Annotated in this window: 15 protein-coding genes; 8 read left to right on the top strand and 7 right to left on the bottom strand. The window is 69.9% G+C overall.

Features of this window, described 5'->3' with window-relative positions; all coding sequences use genetic code 11:
- Positions 1-42 precede the first annotated feature (42 nt).
- From ABZS66_RS28175 to ABZS66_RS28150, 6 genes are read right to left on the bottom strand one after another with little or no spacing between them, the layout of a single operon-like run.
- Positions 43-885 carry a branched-chain amino acid ABC transporter permease gene (locus tag ABZS66_RS28175; RefSeq protein WP_354762730.1) on the bottom strand — a complete coding sequence of 281 codons (843 nt, stop codon included), beginning with the start codon at positions 883-885 and terminating at the stop codon, positions 43-45.
- Positions 886-932: 47 nt separating this feature from the next.
- Positions 933-1748 carry a methyltransferase domain-containing protein gene (locus ABZS66_RS28170; protein ID WP_354762728.1) on the bottom strand — a complete coding sequence of 272 codons (816 nt, stop codon included), beginning with the start codon at positions 1746-1748 and terminating at the stop codon, positions 933-935.
- A gap of 18 nt (positions 1749-1766) precedes the next feature.
- Positions 1767-2978 carry an ABC transporter substrate-binding protein gene (locus ABZS66_RS28165; RefSeq protein WP_354762726.1) on the bottom strand — a complete coding sequence of 404 codons (1212 nt, stop codon included), beginning with the start codon at positions 2976-2978 and terminating at the stop codon, positions 1767-1769.
- Positions 2979-2991: 13 nt separating this feature from the next.
- Positions 2992-3174: a hypothetical protein gene (locus ABZS66_RS28160; RefSeq protein WP_354762724.1), complete on the bottom strand. Its 183-nt coding sequence runs from the start codon at positions 3172-3174 to the stop codon at positions 2992-2994.
- Positions 3171-3584, bottom strand: coding sequence for a roadblock/LC7 domain-containing protein (locus ABZS66_RS28155; protein WP_354762722.1), 414 nt, complete (start codon positions 3582-3584; stop codon positions 3171-3173). Before ABZS66_RS28155 ends, ABZS66_RS28160 begins: the two co-directional genes overlap by 4 nt.
- On the bottom strand, positions 3581-5983 hold the full coding sequence (locus ABZS66_RS28150) for a nitrate- and nitrite sensing domain-containing protein (protein WP_354762720.1): 2403 nt from the start codon (positions 5981-5983) through the stop codon (positions 3581-3583). Before ABZS66_RS28150 ends, ABZS66_RS28155 begins: the two co-directional genes overlap by 4 nt.
- A gap of 264 nt (positions 5984-6247) precedes the next feature.
- Here ABZS66_RS28150 and ABZS66_RS28145 point away from each other — a divergent pair, with 264 nt between their 5' ends.
- The 3 genes from ABZS66_RS28145 (at position 6248) to ABZS66_RS28135 (ending at position 9659) form a co-directional block, all read left to right on the top strand.
- Positions 6248-6496 carry a hypothetical protein gene (locus ABZS66_RS28145; RefSeq protein ID WP_354762718.1) on the top strand — a complete coding sequence of 83 codons (249 nt, stop codon included), beginning with the start codon at positions 6248-6250 and terminating at the stop codon, positions 6494-6496.
- Positions 6497-7227: 731 nt separating this feature from the next.
- The gene (locus ABZS66_RS28140; protein ID WP_354762716.1) at positions 7228-8745 is read left to right on the top strand and encodes a hypothetical protein; all 1518 of its coding nucleotides are present in this window, start codon (positions 7228-7230) and stop codon (positions 8743-8745) included.
- Positions 8742-9659: an aminoglycoside phosphotransferase family protein gene (locus ABZS66_RS28135; protein ID WP_354762714.1), complete on the top strand. Its 918-nt coding sequence runs from the start codon at positions 8742-8744 to the stop codon at positions 9657-9659. Before ABZS66_RS28140 ends, ABZS66_RS28135 begins: the two co-directional genes overlap by 4 nt.
- Positions 9660-10139: 480 nt before the next feature.
- Here the strand turns inward: ABZS66_RS28135 and ABZS66_RS28130 are convergent, their stop codons facing one another.
- Entirely contained in the window at positions 10140-10982 is an 843-nt protein-coding gene (locus tag ABZS66_RS28130) for a hypothetical protein (RefSeq protein WP_354762712.1), read from the bottom strand.
- A gap of 1710 nt (positions 10983-12692) precedes the next feature.
- Between ABZS66_RS28130 and ABZS66_RS28125 the strand changes: the two genes are divergently transcribed.
- The 5 genes from ABZS66_RS28125 (at position 12693) to ABZS66_RS28105 (ending at position 18983) form a co-directional block, all read left to right on the top strand.
- Entirely contained in the window at positions 12693-13664 is a 972-nt protein-coding gene (locus ABZS66_RS28125) for an ATP-dependent DNA ligase (protein ID WP_354762710.1), read from the top strand.
- A gap of 596 nt (positions 13665-14260) precedes the next feature.
- Positions 14261-15406, top strand: coding sequence for a DUF932 domain-containing protein (locus ABZS66_RS28120; RefSeq protein ID WP_354762708.1), 1146 nt, complete (start codon positions 14261-14263; stop codon positions 15404-15406).
- A 287-nt stretch (positions 15407-15693) separates the two neighbouring features.
- Entirely contained in the window at positions 15694-16047 is a 354-nt protein-coding gene (locus ABZS66_RS28115; protein WP_354762706.1) for a hypothetical protein, read from the top strand.
- A gap of 289 nt (positions 16048-16336) precedes the next feature.
- Entirely contained in the window at positions 16337-17707 is a 1371-nt protein-coding gene (locus ABZS66_RS28110) for a hypothetical protein (protein ID WP_354762704.1), read from the top strand.
- Between the two features lie 598 nt (positions 17708-18305).
- A complete protein-coding gene (locus tag ABZS66_RS28105) occupies positions 18306-18983 on the top strand; it encodes a hypothetical protein (protein ID WP_354762702.1) in 678 nt (225 codons plus the stop codon).
- Positions 18984-19143 lie beyond the last annotated feature (160 nt).

Genomic DNA, 19143 nt, shown 5'->3' with positions numbered 1-19143 from the left:
CGGTTCCGGCGGTGGGCGTCGTCGCTGGGGCTGCCGTGGTGGTCATGCGGTCCTCGCGGTGCTGGGGCGGCGCAGAAGCAGGGCGGCGAGCATGGCCAGTCCGAGGGCGAACGGGGCCGCGAGGGGCGCCGCGGCGGCGCCGACCGTCTGCACACCGCCGACAAGCAGCGCGGCACCAGCCGTGGCGGGGATCGAGCCGACGCCGCCGATCACGACGACGGCCAGGCACGCGACCAGCATGGTGGTGCCCACGCCCGGGGCCGGGCCGAGATACGGAGCGCCGAGGATCCCGCCTGCGACGGCGAGGGCGCCGCCAGCCGCGAACGCGGTCACGGTCACGGCACGGGTCGGGATGCGGGTCGCTGCGGCCATGTCCGGGTCGGCGACGGTGGCACGCAGCAGCACCCCGGCCGGGCTGCGCCGCACGATGAGATGCAGCCCGACGCCGATGAGCACCGCCACGACCGGAAAGAGCAGCCGGTACACCGGGTAACCGTGGACACCGACGGTGATGCTGCCCGCCAGCGCCTGGGGTGGCGGGGTCGGCGGCGGCGCGCCGCCGGTCCAGCTGGTGTAGGCGTGCTCGAGCAGCAGCGCCACGCCGAGGGTGACCATGGCCTCGGTCAGGTGGCCGTAGCGGCGGACCGGGCGCAGCGCGGCGTACAACGCGGCGCCGCCGCCGGCGCCGAGCGCGGCACCGGCGGCGAGGGCCAGCCCAAGCGAGAGCAGGCTGCCGTGGGAGAGCAGGAACGCCAGGTAGGCGCCAGTCAGGTACAAGGCGCCGTGGGCGAGGTTGAGCACGCCCATCACGCCGTACATCAGCGTCAAACCGGCTGCCACCACGAACAGCAGCGAGCTGAACGCCACCGCGTCCAGAACATCCACCGGCGTCACCGTCACGATGCCTCCACTCCCCCTCGGTGCGCGGACAGTCAGACGCCGGGACGACGGCCGACGCTGGTGAACATCAGGTAGGCGAAACCGAGTGCGGCCGGGTCCGTCATGCCGACGCGCAGGGTCTCGAGCGCCTGGGCGGTCATCCCGCCGGCCAGCAGCGCCGCCTCCCGCTGCCTGGAGTTGCTGGCGTGCAACAGCAGCCCCGGCTCCCCGCCCCGGCACAGCGGCGTGTAGGCGGTGGCGGCGACGTCGACCAACCCGGCCCGCTGCATCGCGGCGGGCGCTTCGCGAGCCCACGACGGGTCGACGCCGTGTTCCTCCGCGATGTCGGTCAGCACGGTCTGGAACCGGGTGAACGCCTCCCGCACGGCGGGCGGGGCGTCGATGAGCATGTCTCTCCAGGTGCAGTCCCAGTCCGACACGACGATCACACCCCCTGGTTTGAGCAGCCCTACCAGCCGGGCAAGGAGTTCCTCGCGGTCGGGCAGGTGCATGAGCACCAGGCGGGCGTGGATCAGGTCGAAGCTGCCCGGTTCCAGCTCGACCGTGCGGATGTCGCCGGTGACGATCTCGACGCCGGGTGCCGGCCGGACGTGGCGTGGGTCGAGATCGACGGTCACGACCTTCCCGGTCGGGCCGACCCGCCGCGCCAGCTGCGCGACGATGGTGCCCGCGCCGGGCCCGATCTCCAGCGCCCGCCAGCCGGGCCGGACACCGAGCCGGTCCAGGACCTCGGTGGTGTGCGGGTCGAGGATGCCGGCCAGGAGCTCCACCTGACGCGCGGCCTCATCGGTCGCGTTGTCGAACATGTACGCCGGCGGTACGCCGGTGGCGGTCAGTGCGGTGCTCATCGGGGCCCTCCGAGGGGGTCAGTTGCCGAGGGTGGTCAACGGCTGGACGAGGATGTTGGCGCGGCCGCGGCCGTCGGCGCCGACCTTGCGCAGGTAGTAGGTCTGCACCGGGCTGTGGTCCTTGGAGAACCGCCACGGCCCGCGCGGGCTGTCGATCTGGCCGAGCTTGCCGATCGCCGCGTTGATCTCGGCGGGCGTCGCGGCCGGCCCGGCCGCGATCGCGGCGGCGTCGATCACCGCGGCCGCGTCGTAGCCGGTCACGTTAAGCAGCCGTGGGCTGGCGTTGTACGCCTTGGTGAACGCGGTGGAGAACGCCCTGTTGGCCGGGTTGTCCAGGTCGGCGGCGTAGGGCAGCGACGTGTGGATGCCGTCCGCGGCAGCGCCCTGCGCTTCCAGTATCGACTCGTCGGTCAGGAACCCCGCCGCGAACAGCGGGACCTTCCCGCCGAGGACCTGGGCGTACTGCTGCACGAACCCCACCGCCGGGGTGCCGGCGTAGAAGGTGAAGACACCCTTGACCTTCGCCGGGTCGACCTTCGACAAGTACGGCACGAAGTTCGTGGTCGCCGGCCATGGCGTCCAGGTCGGCTTGCCGCCGTCGTTGGCGATCACCCCGCCGGCGGCCTTGTACGCGTCGACGAACCCGTTGACGTTGTCGTAGCCGCCCTGATAGTCGGGGCCGATCACGAACACCGGGCCGTCGACCGTGGTCTTGACGTACTCCGCGATCGCCGCGCCGACCTCACGCGACAGCCACGAGGTGTGCCAGATCCACGGCAGCTTGTCCGCGGCAAGCGTCGACGGCCGGCCGCCGGTACCGACGAACGGAATCTGCTTCTGGGCGATCAGGTCCTGCACGCTCAGCGTCGTGTCGGCCGTGGCGCCGCCGGCCAGGACGGTGGCGTGGTCCTGCTCGATGAGCTTCTTCGCCGCGTTCGCCGCGGTCTGCTTACCTTCGGCCTCGTCCTGCACGACCAGCTTCGCGGTCCGGCCGCCGAGCTTGCCACCGTGCGTGTCGAGGTAGAGCTGGAAGCCGTTGAGCAGGTCGGTGCCGGTGGCCTTGTACGGGCCGGTCTGCGGCACGAGGTATCCCACCACCAGCGGGTCACTGGCGCTCGTCTTCGGTGTCGACGTGTCCACGGCCGAACCGGCACAGCCGGCCAGCACCGTCGCTGCGGCCAGCAGCCCGGCGGCCGCGGTCCAGCGGCGTCGTCGGTACCTGTCAGGCATTGTTGTGCGCTCCTCAGAATCGGGTAGGGGCTGCCGGGCGACCGGCCCGGCCCCGGCGCGTGGCGAGCGCGTGCTCGATGAGCAGCACGAGCACGCTCCGCACGTCGTGGTGATTGCCGGCGTCGAGGTGGCGCAACGGCACGGTGTCGCCGATCTGCGGCCTCGGCGTGCTGCCGCGGTCGGCGTCGACCGTCATCCGGCGCGTGGTCCCCGGGCCGCGGGCTCCAGCACCCCGCCCACCGCTTCGGCGAGCCGGTTCATCTCGAAGCCGACCTGACCAAGATCGGCGTCGGGCCCGGTAACCACAGCCAGCACCCAGAGGTTGGTGACCGTGTCGACGAACAGGTAGCCGCGCTCGTACTCGATCAGGTTGCGCGTGACGACGCCCTGACCGAGCACCCTCGCCGTCGCGTTGGCCAGCGACGACAGGCCCGACGTGCTGGCCGCCAGGGTCTCCGCGACGTCCTGATCCAGGCCGCGGTGCGCCTGCAGCATGCCGTCCGACGAGGTGGCGATCGCGCCGTGGATACCGGGCGTCCGGCACAGGCTGTCCAGGAGGTAGCCCCAGTCCGGCGATGGGGACCTCAGATGGTGCTGCTGGCTCATTGCGGTGCCTCCACGAGGTGAGCGGGCTGAGCGGGCAGGGAGCGTCGCCGGCTGGTGGCTTGGAACCCGGCGAGCTGGTGTCGCATGTGTGCGGGATCGCGGCGGATCGGAGCCGCTGCAGCGGTGACCGTCGACGCGGCCGGGAGCACCTCGTAGTAATGCCGGCCGCGTTGCCGGATCGGCAGATTGGACTCGGTGTGGGCCAGAACCAGCGGCTCCGTAGGTGCATCCGGGAATGGCCCGGGCTCCGGGAATGTCACGAACCTGCGGCTGGAGACTTCGTCGAAGATCGGCGTCGTCGCGGCGAGCTGCTGACCCCAGCCCGGCCCGCTGGGCGCGACAGCCAGCGGACGCCAGGTTGACGCTGTCAGGGCACTCGGCGGTCCCTGCCGTCGCAGCTCACGTGTCGGCTCGTCGACCGCGGCGGTTGGGAGTTCGACGGGCGGCAGCCCCAGATCCGGCCGCACCATGAACAGGTGCGATGGCACGGTGACGTCGACCCGGGTGCCGGCCTGCTGCTCACTGCGGAACGCCACCGAGAGTTGCAGCCGGTACGCGAGGGTCGCGGCCACGGGGATACCCATGTGCCGGGCGGCGTGCTCGTCGAAGACCCCCGGCGCGGCGAACATCGCACGGACCCGGGCCGCCGCCTCCGGGCTCATGCCGAGTCCCCGGTCGGCGATCTGCAGGTGCAGCAGATCACCGGTCACCGCAGCGTGCAGCGACACCTGCGACTCGGGCGGCGAGTAGCTCGTGGCATTGTCGAGCAGCTCCGTCAACAGGCTCACCAGGTCGTCCACCGCTGAACCGTGGATGAAGATCCGGGCGTCGCTCACCCGCTCGTCGATGCGTTCATAGCCGGCGACGACCTGCGCCGCCGCCCGCAGCACGTCGATCAGCGACACCGGCTCGGAACGGCCCCGGCTGTGCTGGCCAGCCAGCACGAGTAGGTTGGCCACCCGCCGGCGGATGCGGGTTGCGGCAGTATCGACCCGATACAGGCCGGCCAATACCTCCGGATTGACCTGATCCCGCTGAACCCGGTCCAGCTCTCCGGCGACCTCATCGACCTGGCGTTTCAACCGCCAGGCCAGCGACGCGACAATCGTCGTTGCCGACGCGCGAGCCCCTGCCTGACCGGCAGCCAGACCCGCCGCGGCCGCAACCACAGTGTTGAAGGCGGTCGCGACCTGGCCCACCTCGTCCCGGCCGTCCACCGCGATCGGCGTCGCTGCCGCCGCAACCAGCTCCCGGACCGCGGCGGCGTCCGCGTGCTGCGCGTCGATCTTCGCCACAAGGGTCGGCAACCGGTTCAACGCGACATCCGCCGCCTGCAGACGCAGACCGTTCAACGACCGGCTCATCGACCGGACCGCAACCACGCCAACGCCAGCGGTCAGCGCCAGTACCGTCAGCACGAGCGCCGCGATCATCGCCGCCGAACGCCGAGCGGCGTCACGCTGCGCCGCAACCTCGGCAAGGATCTGCCGGTCGATCGCAGCCTCGACGGCATGCATCAGGTCCATGCGCGCTGTCATGGCCGAAGACCACCCGGCCGCGTCCACCGCGAGCTTCACCCGCTCGCCCGGCGGGGTCCGCGTGACAACACCCTGATCACGCTCCGCACCGGCCACAACCGGGCCGGTCACGTCCGTGTTGAGCCGTGCCCGCCACACGGCCGGCGCCAACAGCTGGAAGTCCGTCAACGACTCACCGAACATGCTGGACGCGCCGACGATCTCCTGCTGCATGGCGGGCGTAAGCACCCCACCAGCCAGCGCACGGATCACCGCGACCTGCAGCAAACCCTGCGCCTCGATCGCCTGGGACAACGCTGCCGCCGCACGTAACTCGTTGCCCGTGGCCGCGGGAACACCGATCTGACTCAGCGACGCCCGGAACGTCAGCAGGTCAGCGATCAGTGCCCGGTACCGGAACAGGATCACGCTCGACAGCGCCCGCGGGTCATCCTGCACCTGACGACGCAACGCCGACAGGTCCTCCAGACCATCACCGATCCGGTCGAGCACCAACCGCACGTCCGGCGAAACGCTGATACCACCGCTGCGCTCACGGAACGCTACGGCCGCCGCATCAGTGTCCTGAACCGCGGCACGGTACCCAGCGTTCGACCGGCCGTCACCACCCCCCGGCGCAAAGACAAGCGCGGCAGCCGCCCGCTCGTGATGCAACTGTGCGACAAGGGCGCCAGTGTCGACACCCAACGCCACCACACGACGCGCTTCCTCCGCCCGCTGCCCCGAGCCGTACGCATCAAAGAACACCAGCGCCGCGAGAACAACAACAGCGACAACAGGGATCGTGAGGATGATCGAGAGCTTCGTCCGGATCGCACGGTTCCGGAGCCAACGACCTGCCCGACGGCCCGGAGCACTCATGACCGAGCCGCCACGACGCGAATGCCACAGGACTGCGCATCGATTCGTGCAGTCCATTGCCGCGGCCACGACCCGCTACTGGCGTCCGAGAGTTCCGCAGCAACGCGCCTAACGACACAGGGATAAGCCACAGTCGCACAGGCCGGTTCTCGACACCGGCCGTCTTCGTTGGCCACATGCGCGCTCATCAGGTCGTGGGCCAGAGTCCGCAGCGCGGTGTCGACTGCTGGGTGCTCAGCCGCCTGGACGATTCCAGCGCCGAACTTGGTGTTCACGGCGGTCTCCTCGGAGGAATTCCGGTATGCCGCCGCAACTACGCCACACCAGCAGGCAGGACGATCGGACGGCGTCACCGCACAAGCCATCGACAGACAACTCGTTGCGGGGTTAACGATCACCGACGCCGGAACCAGAGGGAATGCCCACCTCATGTTCTTCTACGTGTTCCTTGACGTGTTCCACCACGGCCTGACCTGGGCTTTTACATCGATGATTGCGTCGCGTGGCGCCTGATCACAGGAAGGGGGCCGCCCGTGCCCTGTCCCCAGCCCCTACTTTCGCCGTCGTAGATTGGCGACGGAGATTCGTCGAGTTCGTGAAGAACACCAATGCTCCGCCGATCAGCTGGCTCGCGCGTTCGGCTCGAATTGGCAATAGGCCAGCGCCTTGGAGAACGCACGGCTCCGCCCAGACATCGATCTCGGCGACGCGATTTGTGACCACTCGCGCGTCGGGCCGGCGCCGCCAGGACACGATCATCTCGGCGACGGCCGACGGCTGTGCGAGTGGCTGGTGGACCCGCGACGGCGAGCGCATGGGCCGCCGGCAAGCGCTGTACGCCGGGTATCGCGAAAAGATGACGTCAGCGAGACCCCGAAGGGCGGCAGGCGACCAAGGTCTTCAATCCAGCCAGGAGGTTCAAAGGCCGCCCTCTCGCTGCAACCACGCGCGCGGGCGCATTCCAGCGGCCGGTCGAGCCGCGGAATACAGTGAGACGACCTTGATGCATGCCCCCGTGAGTGTCGGATGGGGTGGCGTCATGGCACGCGGATTGACATCATTCAGACCTGTACTCAGTGTGGCGAGTCACTCACGACCCAGAATCGACGTATGGAGGTGCTGTCGTGCCGCATCGACCGGACGCCGTACTTCCCCCAAATCGAGAGCTTCGAGCTGCGCGCCTGCAGCTACCGTCTCCGCGCCGGCCCGGTCAGCGGATGAGCCGAGCCGAGCTCGCTGATGCCGTGAACGCCGCGATCGACGAGGCCAACACGACAGGCCGGAACGTCGAGCACCTCTACGTCACGGAACATTGGGTCGGCAAACTCGAGCGGGGCAAGACCCGGTGGCCGCATGAGGAGCGTCGTACCGCGCTGCGTCGGGTGCTCGATGCTGCGACCGATGCCGAACTCGGCCTGTACAGCACACGCGTCACAGATGCGGGTTACGCGCCGGAGCGGGGCCATAGCGATCTCCACCAGACTGGTGCAGGCGCAAGCATCAGCACACGCGGCCTTAGTGATCTTGAGCTGTCCGAAGACGAGTCGCTTCAGGCAGACGGCCACATCGTGTCCGTCGCCGATCGGCCGTCCCCCGACCGTGACCCACGACTATTTGCGAACGGGCTGGATCGGCCTGCAGCATGGATCATCGAGGCCGACGACCAATGGCAGCTGCCTGCGACGTCGCTCGAGCCGGTTGAGTCCGGTGTGGTAGTACCGCTGGATCTAGACGGGGGTGACGATGTGGACCTGGCTACAGCCCATGTCCGCCGCCGATCGCTCCTCGTGGGCCTAGCCGCCGTGACTGCCGCTACTGGAGTATTCGGCGCAGGCCGTGGGCCGCGCCGCCGGATCGGTCCTGCCGACGTTTCGCGTCTCAATGCCCTCACGAGCCTGTACCGGCTGGCCGATCAGGAGTTCGGAGGCGGCGACTTGGCCAGCGATGTCGGCCGGTTCGCGCAGTCCGCCTCGGCGTTGCTGGATCATGTGGTCAGCGATGCTGTACGTCCGAAACTGCTGGTTGCGATCGCCACTGCCAGACATCTGGCCGGCTGGACTGCGTTCGACGCGACACGGCACAGCGACGCGCAGCGGCATTTCGCTGCTGCGGAGCGCTTCGCCATCGAGGCCGGTGACAGGCAGCTGGTCGCCCATGTTCGATACGGGCAGGCCAAGCAGATGCAACACCTGCGCCACAACCGCGATGCGCTGGATATCCTGCGGTTGGCGCACCACCAGCTCGACGCGACACCCGCGCTTACCACGATCCTGCGCGGCGCTGAAGCGGCATCCCGAGGGGCGATCGGCGATTGGGAGGGCGCGAAGCAGGCGCTGGACTGTTCCAGCGATGCATTCACGGACGTTGACCCTAGCAACGAACCCGAATGGCTTGGCTTCCTCGACAAGGGCGAACTGCTCGCCCAGTACGGTCGGGTGTACCGCGACTGGGCACGCGCTGACCCCCGGAAGGGCGGGGACGCGGTGCTGTGGGTCACCGACGCAATCAACGCGTTCGGCCCGCAGAACACCCGTAGCACTGTTCTGAACCAGGTCGGTCTGGCCAGCGCCTATTTCCTGGCAGACGCACCTGACCTAGCACTGCAGGCAGGCACTACCGCCCAGCGCCAGGCCGCGACGTTGACCTCGCCGCGGGTGAAAGAACGGATCGCGAACCTGCGTCGGGACGCGGTACGGCACATGCATCTGCCAGAGGTCGCGGCCTTCGTGCGGGCTCTGCCACAACCCGTCCCAGCCGCATGACGAGCACGCCCGGCCGGTTCACCGAGGTGGCAATGCGGCGAGTCCTCGCACGCCTTTCCAACCAGCTCAGCGTCGATGACACGGACGCGCGCCTGCTGCGGCTGACGAACAATGCCGTCTTCGCGCTTCCATCGGCAGGGCTGGTCGTGCGGATCACCCGCACGCATCGGCTGCAGGCGCGCGTGCACAAGGTTGCGGCCCTCGGTGCCTGGTTCGAGGAAGTCGACGCGCCGACGATCCGGCTCGCCGACGGCATCGGCCAGCCTGTCGTCGACGGGGACCTGCTCGCCACGGTGTGGCGCTACGTCGCACCGCACGAGCCTCCGCCGAACGCTGCCGATCTCGGCGTCACGCTGCGTGTGTTCCATAGCCTCAGCGTCCCTCCGCTGCCGCTACCGGAGTGGGACCCGATTGGAGACGCTCGGAGCCGTCTCGACGACGCCGAGGGACTTGCCGACGGCGACCGGGAGTATCTGCTCTCTTGGTGCGACCGGCTCGAGCCTCGCCTGCAGCAGTTCGCGGCGAGCGTGGAACCAGGACTCGTGCATGGTGACGCGCACGAGGGAAACCTGATCCGTGATGTGTCTGGCAAAGTTCTGATGTGTGACTTCGATGCGACCTGCATCGGACCGTGGCAGGTCGACCTCGTCCCGCCACCAGCGAACGAAGCTCGGTTCGGTCCTACCGGCGGACATAGCAAGCTGGCCGCCGCCTACGGCTACGACATCACCCGGGATCCATCCTGGCGCTTGCTCCAAGAGGCACGCGAACTGAAGATGATCGCCGCAGCCGTGCCACTGTTGGCTAGCGCTCCTGGTGTAGCCGAGGAGTTTCGGCTACGGCTGAGATCAGTTCGCACTGGAGATACCGGCGTGCGATGGACCCCGTTCGGCGATCTGCCACGCATTAGCTGATCCGTCAGGTGCGAGACGGCCCTCGGCGGCTGCCGCCACGGGTCCAGACGACTGCCGCCGTTCGCCCGGCAGGTGCGTAGCAACAGCCCCACTGGTTCGCGGTATCAGTTCAACCGGGACCGGGCGGTCCTGTCGAGGGCCGCCTATCGGGGGAATCGGGCGGGAGTCCGTGCGCGCCGGTAATATCCGTCCACCGCTGGTCGGAGGCCATGTGCCGCACTGCCTCATCGCATGCGTCATCAAGGGTGCCATATCGCCGTGACCAGGATCTTCCTTCGGAGCCGCCGAGCCGCAGCTCGAGTTCATACCGATCTCCGTCCGTGCGCACATAGACGTCACGGCGGTTCAACCGCCCCCAGGAGTTGTTCCACCAGTGCCGTACCACCCACCAGCGGCCCCCCGCAGACAGGTGGCCGCCCTGGACGACGCCACCCCCGGCGGCGCCTGATCGCTCCTCTGAGCGCCTGCCCCGAGGGTTCGTCATGACGCGATCACGTCCGCGGCGAGCTCGTCGCGCAGTCGCAGGCCGCCCGCCATCCGCTCGACCGAGCCCGGGCTCTCCTTTGCTCGCCCCACGATCGGTACGGCGGTCAGAGGACGGTCTCCTGCAGGCTGCGCATGCCGCTGGCTGCGGCGCTCGGCGTACAACCCTGACGGCTGCGGTAGCCACACTGTCGCGCGTCGCGGACGGGCGGCGGCACCGCGGCCTGATGCCACGATCGACACCTCGCGGCACTGCACGCGGCCGCGGCCGTGACCGAGTCCTTCCCACGCCGCCCTTTCTGCGGACAACAGCAGGTCCGGCTGGTGCCAGCCACCGAAAGGCACGAGGACAGTCCCGCGCTGTCGTGCCCGCGCTGCCAGCCGACCGCACACCGCTGCCTGCGGCACCTGCGACGCGACCACCGCCACGACGTCGACACCGTCAAGCAGCGCCGCGACGACGGTGCTCCACTCGGTACCCGGGTTTGGGACGAGCGCCAGTCGGCCAAGGTCGATACCTGCTTCCGCGGCAGCGGCCGGGTTGATCGTGGGCAGCCCAACCAGTGCGCACCACGAGCCGGCCTTCGACGCGGCGCTGAGCAACAGCAGAAGCAGCGACGTGTCCGCGGGGCCCGACCCCGCGACCGCTACAGTGCCGCCACGTGCCAGCCCATGCGGCAGCAGCGACCGCAGCTCGGAAGCGACCGGCAATGCAGTGTCCAGACCAGGTCCGGGACGCTGATGGCCGCGTCGCACAACGCCGAGACGTTCCAGCGCCGCCAGCCGTACAGCTGAGCGTCCTGCGTCGCCCAACGCGGCGGTCGCGACAACCGCCGACATCGTTTCCCCTCCCTAGATATGCCTGCTCGTGCCATGCGGAGGGGAAGCGCATGGCGCATTGCACGACGTTCACCTGCCGGTTCGCGCAGCCGTTTGGAACATCAGTTCGAGATGCTATCTCAAGATCCAGGCTGTTGCGTCGTGGAACAGTGTGACTTTGCTCGTTAGATGGCGGAAATCTTGCAGCCGACTTGGCGGAACTCGACCGCTGCGACGGGCTACCACGTGAGACTCGCCTGACCGTGGCGCACCCAGTGAACCGAACAACGGTATGCGCGTGCTACGATCTGATTCTCATGATGCATGCCACGGAATAGCTCCCGCCGCGGGTCCATTGCCTGACCGGCACCCCGCCGCCGTGCTTTGAGGTGCGTCGCCGCCGATCGCGCCTCGCCGGTCGAATGCTCTGCATTCGTGCCCGCCCGCGCTGCTTGTGCAGGGGCACTCCGACCGACGCCGCATGACCGCTGGTCCCTTGGCGCATGTTCCGTGACCTCACCTGCCACGCGGGCACCGGTGAGGCCAAGGAGCTACGCCGTGATTGCTACAACTGTTGCCCGTGTCTTCTCGTTCCTTGTCAAGCCCGCTGGCAGACGCCCGTCCTTTCTGTGGCGGATGTTCTGGGCCCTGTTCGTCTACCACATCGGCAAGGGGCCTGACGGTGGCGCCAAATTGCAGGCCATCGTGCCGTACATCCTCGCCGGGTATAACGAGCCGCATTCAGTGAATTTGGTCGATGGCGGCCGTACCCCTAACCCGTCCGTGTCGCTGAATGATCTATCGCCAGCTGCGGAATCTTTGCCGACCTCGGCGTCCGCCTTGCGGAATCGCCGTCGCAGGCGCCGTCAACGCCCCCAGCGGCAATAGTCAGCGGTGAGACGTGGCTCCGGAGGGCTTCAGGTCCACGATCGTTGGAGCCCTGCTGGCTGCCGCTGGCCCCGGCATCTTAGTCGCGTCGAGTCGGTCCTTCACCGTGCGCGGCCTGGAAGCTGCCTGTCTGTCAGGCGGCTCTGGACTGTCCGGAGCTCCAGTGCGACACCAGCAAAGCCGGCGTGCAGCGTCGCCCACTCCGGCCTCCGCCAAGTCATGCAGAAGATCTCCGCCACCTGTCGCGCAAAGTCACAAACAGCCAGAAACACTCGGAGCAGCTTGGGCGACCCTCCGCGCGTATACATGCCTTAATCGGCAAGGACGGCCACGACGAGCGAACCTGGCACCTCCCGGGTCGACCCTCACTGGATCGAAGCGCTGACGCACGACTGCTTCGCTGGCCGGGACGTCTGCTCCGCGACGGCCGAACCTTGGCGAACGAGAGAGCCCACTCCACCACGTGTGCCCCTGAGCCATTGCACGACAGCAGCGGGCCACGCTGCTGTGCGGGGTCATTGTCGTGCCAGCGTTGGAGCGGCGGTCAGGTCACTTTTCACAGCGCCGACTGCCGAAGCGACGAGCTCCAGCTCGCCGGCCTGCAAGTCCAGGATGGTCGCGCCAGGCTCGGCGACCAGCTTCCGAAACCGGCGTGTAGTCCTTTGCGACGGCGCCGGCCCGGACGAGCGCTGAGGACGCGGCGAGGATGAGCTGGATGGGTGGCCGCGGCGGCGGAACTCCTCCGCCGATCGCGCGGCCGGCCCTTCATCCTCCCGCCGCGGGTAGCGTGATCTGTGTTGCCGCTGCTCACCGGGGTTTGCTGTGCGGCCACCTATCGAGCCGATGCACGCCGTCCCTGCCGCAGACCTGCCCGCCGGGATGATCTACGAGCCGAAGTGGGACGGGTGGCGGTGCCTCGCGTTCATCCAGCCCGGCCGGATCATGCTTCAGTCGAGGCACCTGCGGAACCTGACGCCGTACTTCCCGGACGTCACCCGACTCTTGCGCAGCCTGCCGCCTGGCGTCCTCGACGGCGAGCTCATCGTCTGGGACCCAGCCCGGGAGCGCACGAACTTCGTCGCCCTGCAGCGCCGCGTCGTCGCCGGCCACCGGCTGCCCGCTGAGGCCGCGGCCAGGCCCGCCCACTACGTCGTGTTCGACCTGCTGCACGACGGCGTCGACGACCTCACCGGGCTGCCGCTCGTCGAGCGCCGCGCCCGGCTCGAGGCGCTGCTCGTCGGCGCTCCGCCGCAACTGCAACTCTGCCCGCAAACCCTCGATCCGGCCAAGGCCCGCGCGTGGATGGTCGAGTGGCAGCACGCCGGCGTTGAGGGCCTCGTCTGCAAGGCGCCCGACGGCCCGTACGTGTCCGGCGGCCGCAGCTGGACCAAGGTCAAAACCCGGAACACCACCGAAGCGATCGTCGGTGGCGTCACCGGCACCCTCTCCGCCCCCGGCTCGCTGCTCCTCGGCCGGTACGACGCCAGCGGCCGGCTCCGGTACGTCGGAATCACCAATCCCGTCCCCGCCAGCCACGCAGCCGAGCTCGGCCAGGCCCTCGTTCGGTACATCGCCCAGCGCCGCGGTGGCACCATCCCGCACCCGTGGCCCGTCCCGTTGCCGGCTGGCTGGGCAGGGCAGCTGGGCGAGCGACGGCCGCTCGTATACGTACCCGTCCAGCCGACGGTGGTCGTCGAGGTGCTCGTCGACGCCGCGTTCGACGAGGAGGCCGGCAGGTGGCGGCACCGGGCCGGGTTCGTGCGGGTGCGCGCAGACCTGTCGCCGTACGACGTGATGAGGGCCGCCGCGTTCTGACATCCAGCGGCCCGCGCCAGTACCGGCCCCTATCGACGTCGACGTAGCAGCGTGTACAGCTTTTCACCGAACTGGGGCGCCGGGCCTAGCTTCCCAAGCTTGGGCTTCGTACGGGTGCTCAAGGGATGCTCCGTAATGAGGCAGGGAGGAACGACATCGGAGCGTTGTTTCGGCGGACACGGCCTCTTCCGCCGCGAGCCTTGCGGACCACAACCGCAGCCTCAAACGCGCCCGGATGGCTACCGGCCTGACGTCACACGGCTGACGGCGGCAGGGTGCTCGCCCTGTGGGGCTGGTTCGAGGACTCACGCTCCCGCCTGGCTGGCCGTCGTCAAGCCCCTGCTTGGGCCGGGGCGCCGCGAGCTCCCTGGCCTGACGGTCAGGGAGCTACTTGGCGCCTGTTTCCGGCCCGGCGCATGGGCTTGACGTCAGCTGCGCTCAGGCGGGCAACGGGCCCTCGTTCCCAGCCCCCACGGGGAGGCCCTCGGGAACCGCCGCTCAGCCCGTTGTCGTGACGGGCACCTCCGGCACCAGCCGCACCGCCGCGTGCGGGCTGGGCGGCGCACCGAATGCCCCGCGTCTTCGAGGAGTCGTTGATGTCCGCACCCACCATCGCCATGTCCGACACCCGCAACCTGCAGCTCGGCCAGCTCATCAACCTGCTGCGTGACCAGTCCACCCGCCGCCTCGACGTGAAGGCCGGCTCCGGCCGGATGCGCGCCGCCGGTGGCCAACTGGTGCTGGACGAGACCGAGCCCGAACTCACCCCCGACGGCGTCACCATGACCGCCGGGGTCTACCAGCCCAACGACATCGCCAACGCCGGCCTGGCCGACAAGCTCGGCATCCCCACCGCCTACCTGCGCAAGCTCGCCGCCGAGCACCCCGACCTGTACGACGAGAACGTCAACGGCTGGCTGACCCGCACCGACCGCCGGTTCCTCATCCGGGTCCTGCGCAACAACGCCGGCGGCGGGATCGCACGGGCGGTGCTGTCCACGAAGTACGCCCGCATCGACAACCTCGACGTGGCCATGTCCGCCCTCGAAGGCATCCGCCGCGCCGGCACGGCCGTGGACGTGGTGGCCTGCGACCTGACCGACCGCCGCATGTACGTGAAGATGATCTCCCCGGAGATCCAGGTGATGGCCCCGAAGCTCCTGGCAAACTACCGGTCGCCCTTCAACGGCCGCTCCGGCCGCGACCTGCCGATCGTGTCCGCGGGGCTGGCCATCACCAACTCCGAGACCGGCTGCGGGGCGTTCTCCATCCAGCCGTGGGTCCGGTTCGAGGTCTGCTCCAACGGCCTCGTCATCGGCGAGAACGTGCTGCGCCGCGCCCACCTCGGCGGCCGGCTGGCCGACGAGGACGGCGTCGTGGAGTGGTCGACCGAGACCAACACCAAGGCCCTGGAACTGATCACCTCGCGGGCCACCGACGCCGTGCGGGCCTTCCTCGACGCGGACTACGTCGCTGAGATGCTCCGCGAGCTGGAGACGACCGCGGACACGCAGCTGAAGGAGCCCGACACAACGCTGAAGGTCGTCGGCAAGCAGCTGCGGTTCACCGAGGAGCAGCAGGACAGCATCCTGGCGCACTTCATCCGCGGCGCAGACATCTCCGCCGGCGGCGTGATGCACGCCGTCACGTCGGTGGCACAGACCCTCGACGACGCCGACGCCGCGTTCGACCTGGAGAGCAACGCGGTCCAGGCGATGCGCCTCGCCGCCGCCCACGCCTGACGGCTACCCGCGCCCGGGCCCTTTGGGCCCGGGCACCCCTGACGCACCGCGACCTGCGTGCGGTTGTGGTCACGCCGGGGTGTTCATCGGCCCCACCCCTGGGCGGATGCCTCGATGCCTTTCCTGCGCCCGATCACCGTCGTGCGGCTCCGGTCCGCCCACACTCACGCCTGCCAAGGAGTCACGTCCATGCTCCTGATCCTCAAACCACGGCCGTGGCCGCCACACGAGACGCCCCACCGCAGCGCCGTCGGCGCTGACCCGGCGCCCGGCGCTCGGGGGCGACGGTGAACGTCGCCCATGAGCAGGGCACCGCCGGTGCCGAGCGGGAGGTGTTCCACTTCCTCGCCTGGGCCTGGGATGTCACCGCCGGCAACGCCATTGCCGCCGAATATCCCGTTCGCCGGGTCGACGTCACCGTGTTGGCCGGGATCGTCCAGCTCATCGGCGTGAACCGGGCCCGGGCCGGGGCGGCGGACCTGTCCCGGCCGCTGCTCATCGCTCCGATCTCCGGTGCGGGCCTGTTCGTGATCGACGGTTGGCACCGCATCACCCGCGCGCTGGCCGAACACGTCACCCACCTGCCCGCCAGGTTGCTCACCGAAGCCGACGAGGCCCGCATCCGGCTCCGCGGCCCCTGATCCCCCTGGACCGGCCCCAACCCCAGTCCGTCGCAATGCCCGGACCCGCCCACGTGGCGGGTCCGTCTCGTTTCCGCCCCCGCTTGGAGCCCACGCCCATGCACCGTCTCCGCTCGCCGCTCACCGCCTTCGCCGCCTGCCACATCCCCGGCCGCACCGGCAGCGAACCCTCCCCACGCCAGCAGACCTACCAGCCCCACAGGAACCACCTGCCGCCTCTGCCACCCGGGCAGCGCCGACAGCTGCGCACCGTCGATGCCTCGCCCGGCGACCAGCCCGGAGCGCAACCGTGACCGCCGATCCGATCGCTCCGCGTCGACTCGGCGGACCGCCCACGGAGATGGCCTGCGCCACCTGCGGCCGGATCCTCAATACCTATCGCACCCCCGGCGGGGGCGTCTCCCACCTGCACCCGACCGGCCCTCGCGATTACGACCATCGACCGGCACCCGTCCCCGCCGACCAGCTCGCCGCCGTGGCCCGCGACTGCGACTTCTGCAGCAACCCGTACCCGATCCTGTCCATCCGCAGCGGCCCGGTCCACGCGGTCACCATCGGCGAGAACACCCAGACCACCCACAACTTCGGCGACACCTGGGCCGCGTGCATCACGTGCGCCCGCCTCGTCGACGCCGGCAAGGCCGCGCCCCTCGCGCGCCGGGCCGTCGACGGCGCCAGCTGGGCCACCGACACCATCGCCGCCCAAGCCGTGCACCGCATCCACACCACCGTCCTGGCCACCCGCCAGCCCGGCACCACCCTCATCACCACCACCGACTGGCCCCACACCCCGATCCCGGCCACCACCCTGCCGAAAGCCCGTGACGCTACCGCCAAGCTACTGCGCGCCGGCTCCACCACGCTCACGGCGATCGGCGCCCCGGTCCGGCGCACGATCGCCGACGGGCTCGACCAGGCCCACTTGTACGCCATCGACGAGGAACTCACCGACCTCGCCCGCCACGCCGCCAGCGACCTCCCGGCCGGCACCACGCTCGCCCCGGCCGACCTACCGGTCCCGCACGGACTGCTGCTCTGGGCACAGCCCCACGGCCCACGCCGGGTCAGCGCCGCCTCCTGGACCAGCACCGCCGACGAGATCACCATCACCACCTACCGCAGCATCGGCGCCGGCCTGCCGCCCGAGGCACTGCAACATCTCCGCGAGGACATCGGCTGGCTGCTGCCCGTCACGGCCACCCACGCCACGCAACAGGGCATCGCGGCCGGCGACGGCGTGCCGCTGCTGGTTGCCACGCTGCTGCTCATCGCCCAGCGTTGCACCGAAACGATCGAGGTCGAACCCGACCCGCGCATCGCCAGGGCCTACCGGCGCAGCCGCCGCCCGCTGCCCGCTGTCCGGCTGGTACAGCTCCGGGGCCGCTCCGCACATTCCCGCCCCGCCCAACCGTCACCGGCATCAGCCACACCCGACCAACCCACGCCGCACGTCCGGCGATGGGTCTCCGGCTTCTGGCGGCAGCAACCGTATGGACCCGAACGATCGCTGCGCCGCTGGCGGTACGTCTTCGCCTACCTCCGCGGCCCCCACAGCGCACCCATCGCCGCGTCCACCACCGTCCGGGTCCTCGGCAAGGTCCCACCCCGCCCCGCCGGCCAGCCCGCAGCGCGCCACCGTGACCCACCACCCACCAGCTGACGCTCCGCAGCGACGCCCAAGACGTCATCGACAGGTACCAGCGGTCGCTGCTCGTGGAGCTCGTCGACGCATCGTCGGTCGCGGGCCGGACCCGCCGGTCCGCATCATCTCAGCCGGAACATCCCGCACTCGCCCACAGCCACCCCGTCTGCCGATTCCGGTGCGCGGGCGGCTGATTTGGCATGCCTCCGCCCACCGTGAACAAGAGCCGCTCATGCTGCCCGTCCCAGCCGGCTCGATGCCGACAAGCCCAACCGGCCGCGCGGCCTCCCCCGCGCGCACGGGGCGCCGGCCCCGACCGCACCGGTCACGGCTGCGACCGCACCCCGGACCACCTCGCCGGCGAACTCTGCGATGTGCCGAATACCGACCTGCGGCACCTGCCGCCCGGTGCGCTGGTCCTGGAGCCGTCCGCCGGGGACGGCTCCCTTGTCTCGGCGATCCGGCGGGCCAAGCCGGGCGTGCGCGTCGTCGCGGTCGAACCGGACCGCGGACGGGCCGCGATGTGCGCCGCCGACCACGTGGCAAGCACTCGGCCGTGCAGCTGTACCCGTGCACGTTCGAGCAGTACGCGGCCGTCGCCGCCACCGAACGGACCATGTTCGACGCGGTTGTGATGAGCCCGCCGTGGAATGCTGCTGCAGGGTCGCCCGGTAGCAGGCTGGACCGGTGGCTGGAGCATGTCTGGCTGGCCTGGCGCCTGCTGCGTCCGGGCGGCTGGCTGGTCGCCGTCGTCCCCGACAGCGTCGCCTCGCGCAGCGATGCCCAGTACCAGCAGGCGCGGGTGTTTATCGAGCACCACGGCAGCCACACGCCGCTGCCTGCCTGCGCGTTCGCCGAGTCCCGGTCGGCAGTCACATGCCGGATTGTGAGGCTTGCCAAACCGCTCTGGAGCGGCCGCCCGGAGTACCTGCTCACGACGCCGCAGCAGCCGGCGGTCCGCGTCGAGCGGCCCGTGTTCACCGGTGCCGCGGCCGCGGGCCGGCCGGTCCAGGTCTGGTCCGGCGGCTGGGGTGGCCGGGATCGTGTCGTGCGCTACCGCGGCCGGTGCGTGGCATGCCGGTGGCTGCCGTGGGGCTGCGACGACGGCGACAACGACCCTCGCGGTGTGCTGGGTGAGTTTGGCGCCGGTTACAGCCTGGACCCGGACGAGTACGGGATGACCAGACCGCAGATCGGTCTGTGTCACCGCTGCGGCAACGACGGCGAACACCTCCGGGCCGCCCACCAGCATGCCGTGTCGCATTGGACGCAACCAGGAGCACGGGCGCCGTGACGCGTCCGCCCGCGGCCGCGGGCGGCCGGATGCGGTTGCTGGCCCTCGATCCTGGCCGACCGCGGCTTGCCCCGCAAGACCCACCCCAGCAACCCGCCCTCAACGCAGGAATCGCAGGGGTTGGGTCTTGCCGGCCGGCGCCGATCGGCCGGCCGGGCGG

Origin of the sequence: Dactylosporangium sp. NPDC005572, from assembly GCF_040605515.1 — a bacterium.
In the GTDB taxonomy this organism is placed as follows: domain Bacteria; phylum Actinomycetota; class Actinomycetes; order Mycobacteriales; family Micromonosporaceae; genus Dactylosporangium.
The sequence above is the reverse complement of the archived record's forward strand: the minus strand, read 5'-3'. Positions and strand labels throughout refer to the sequence as shown.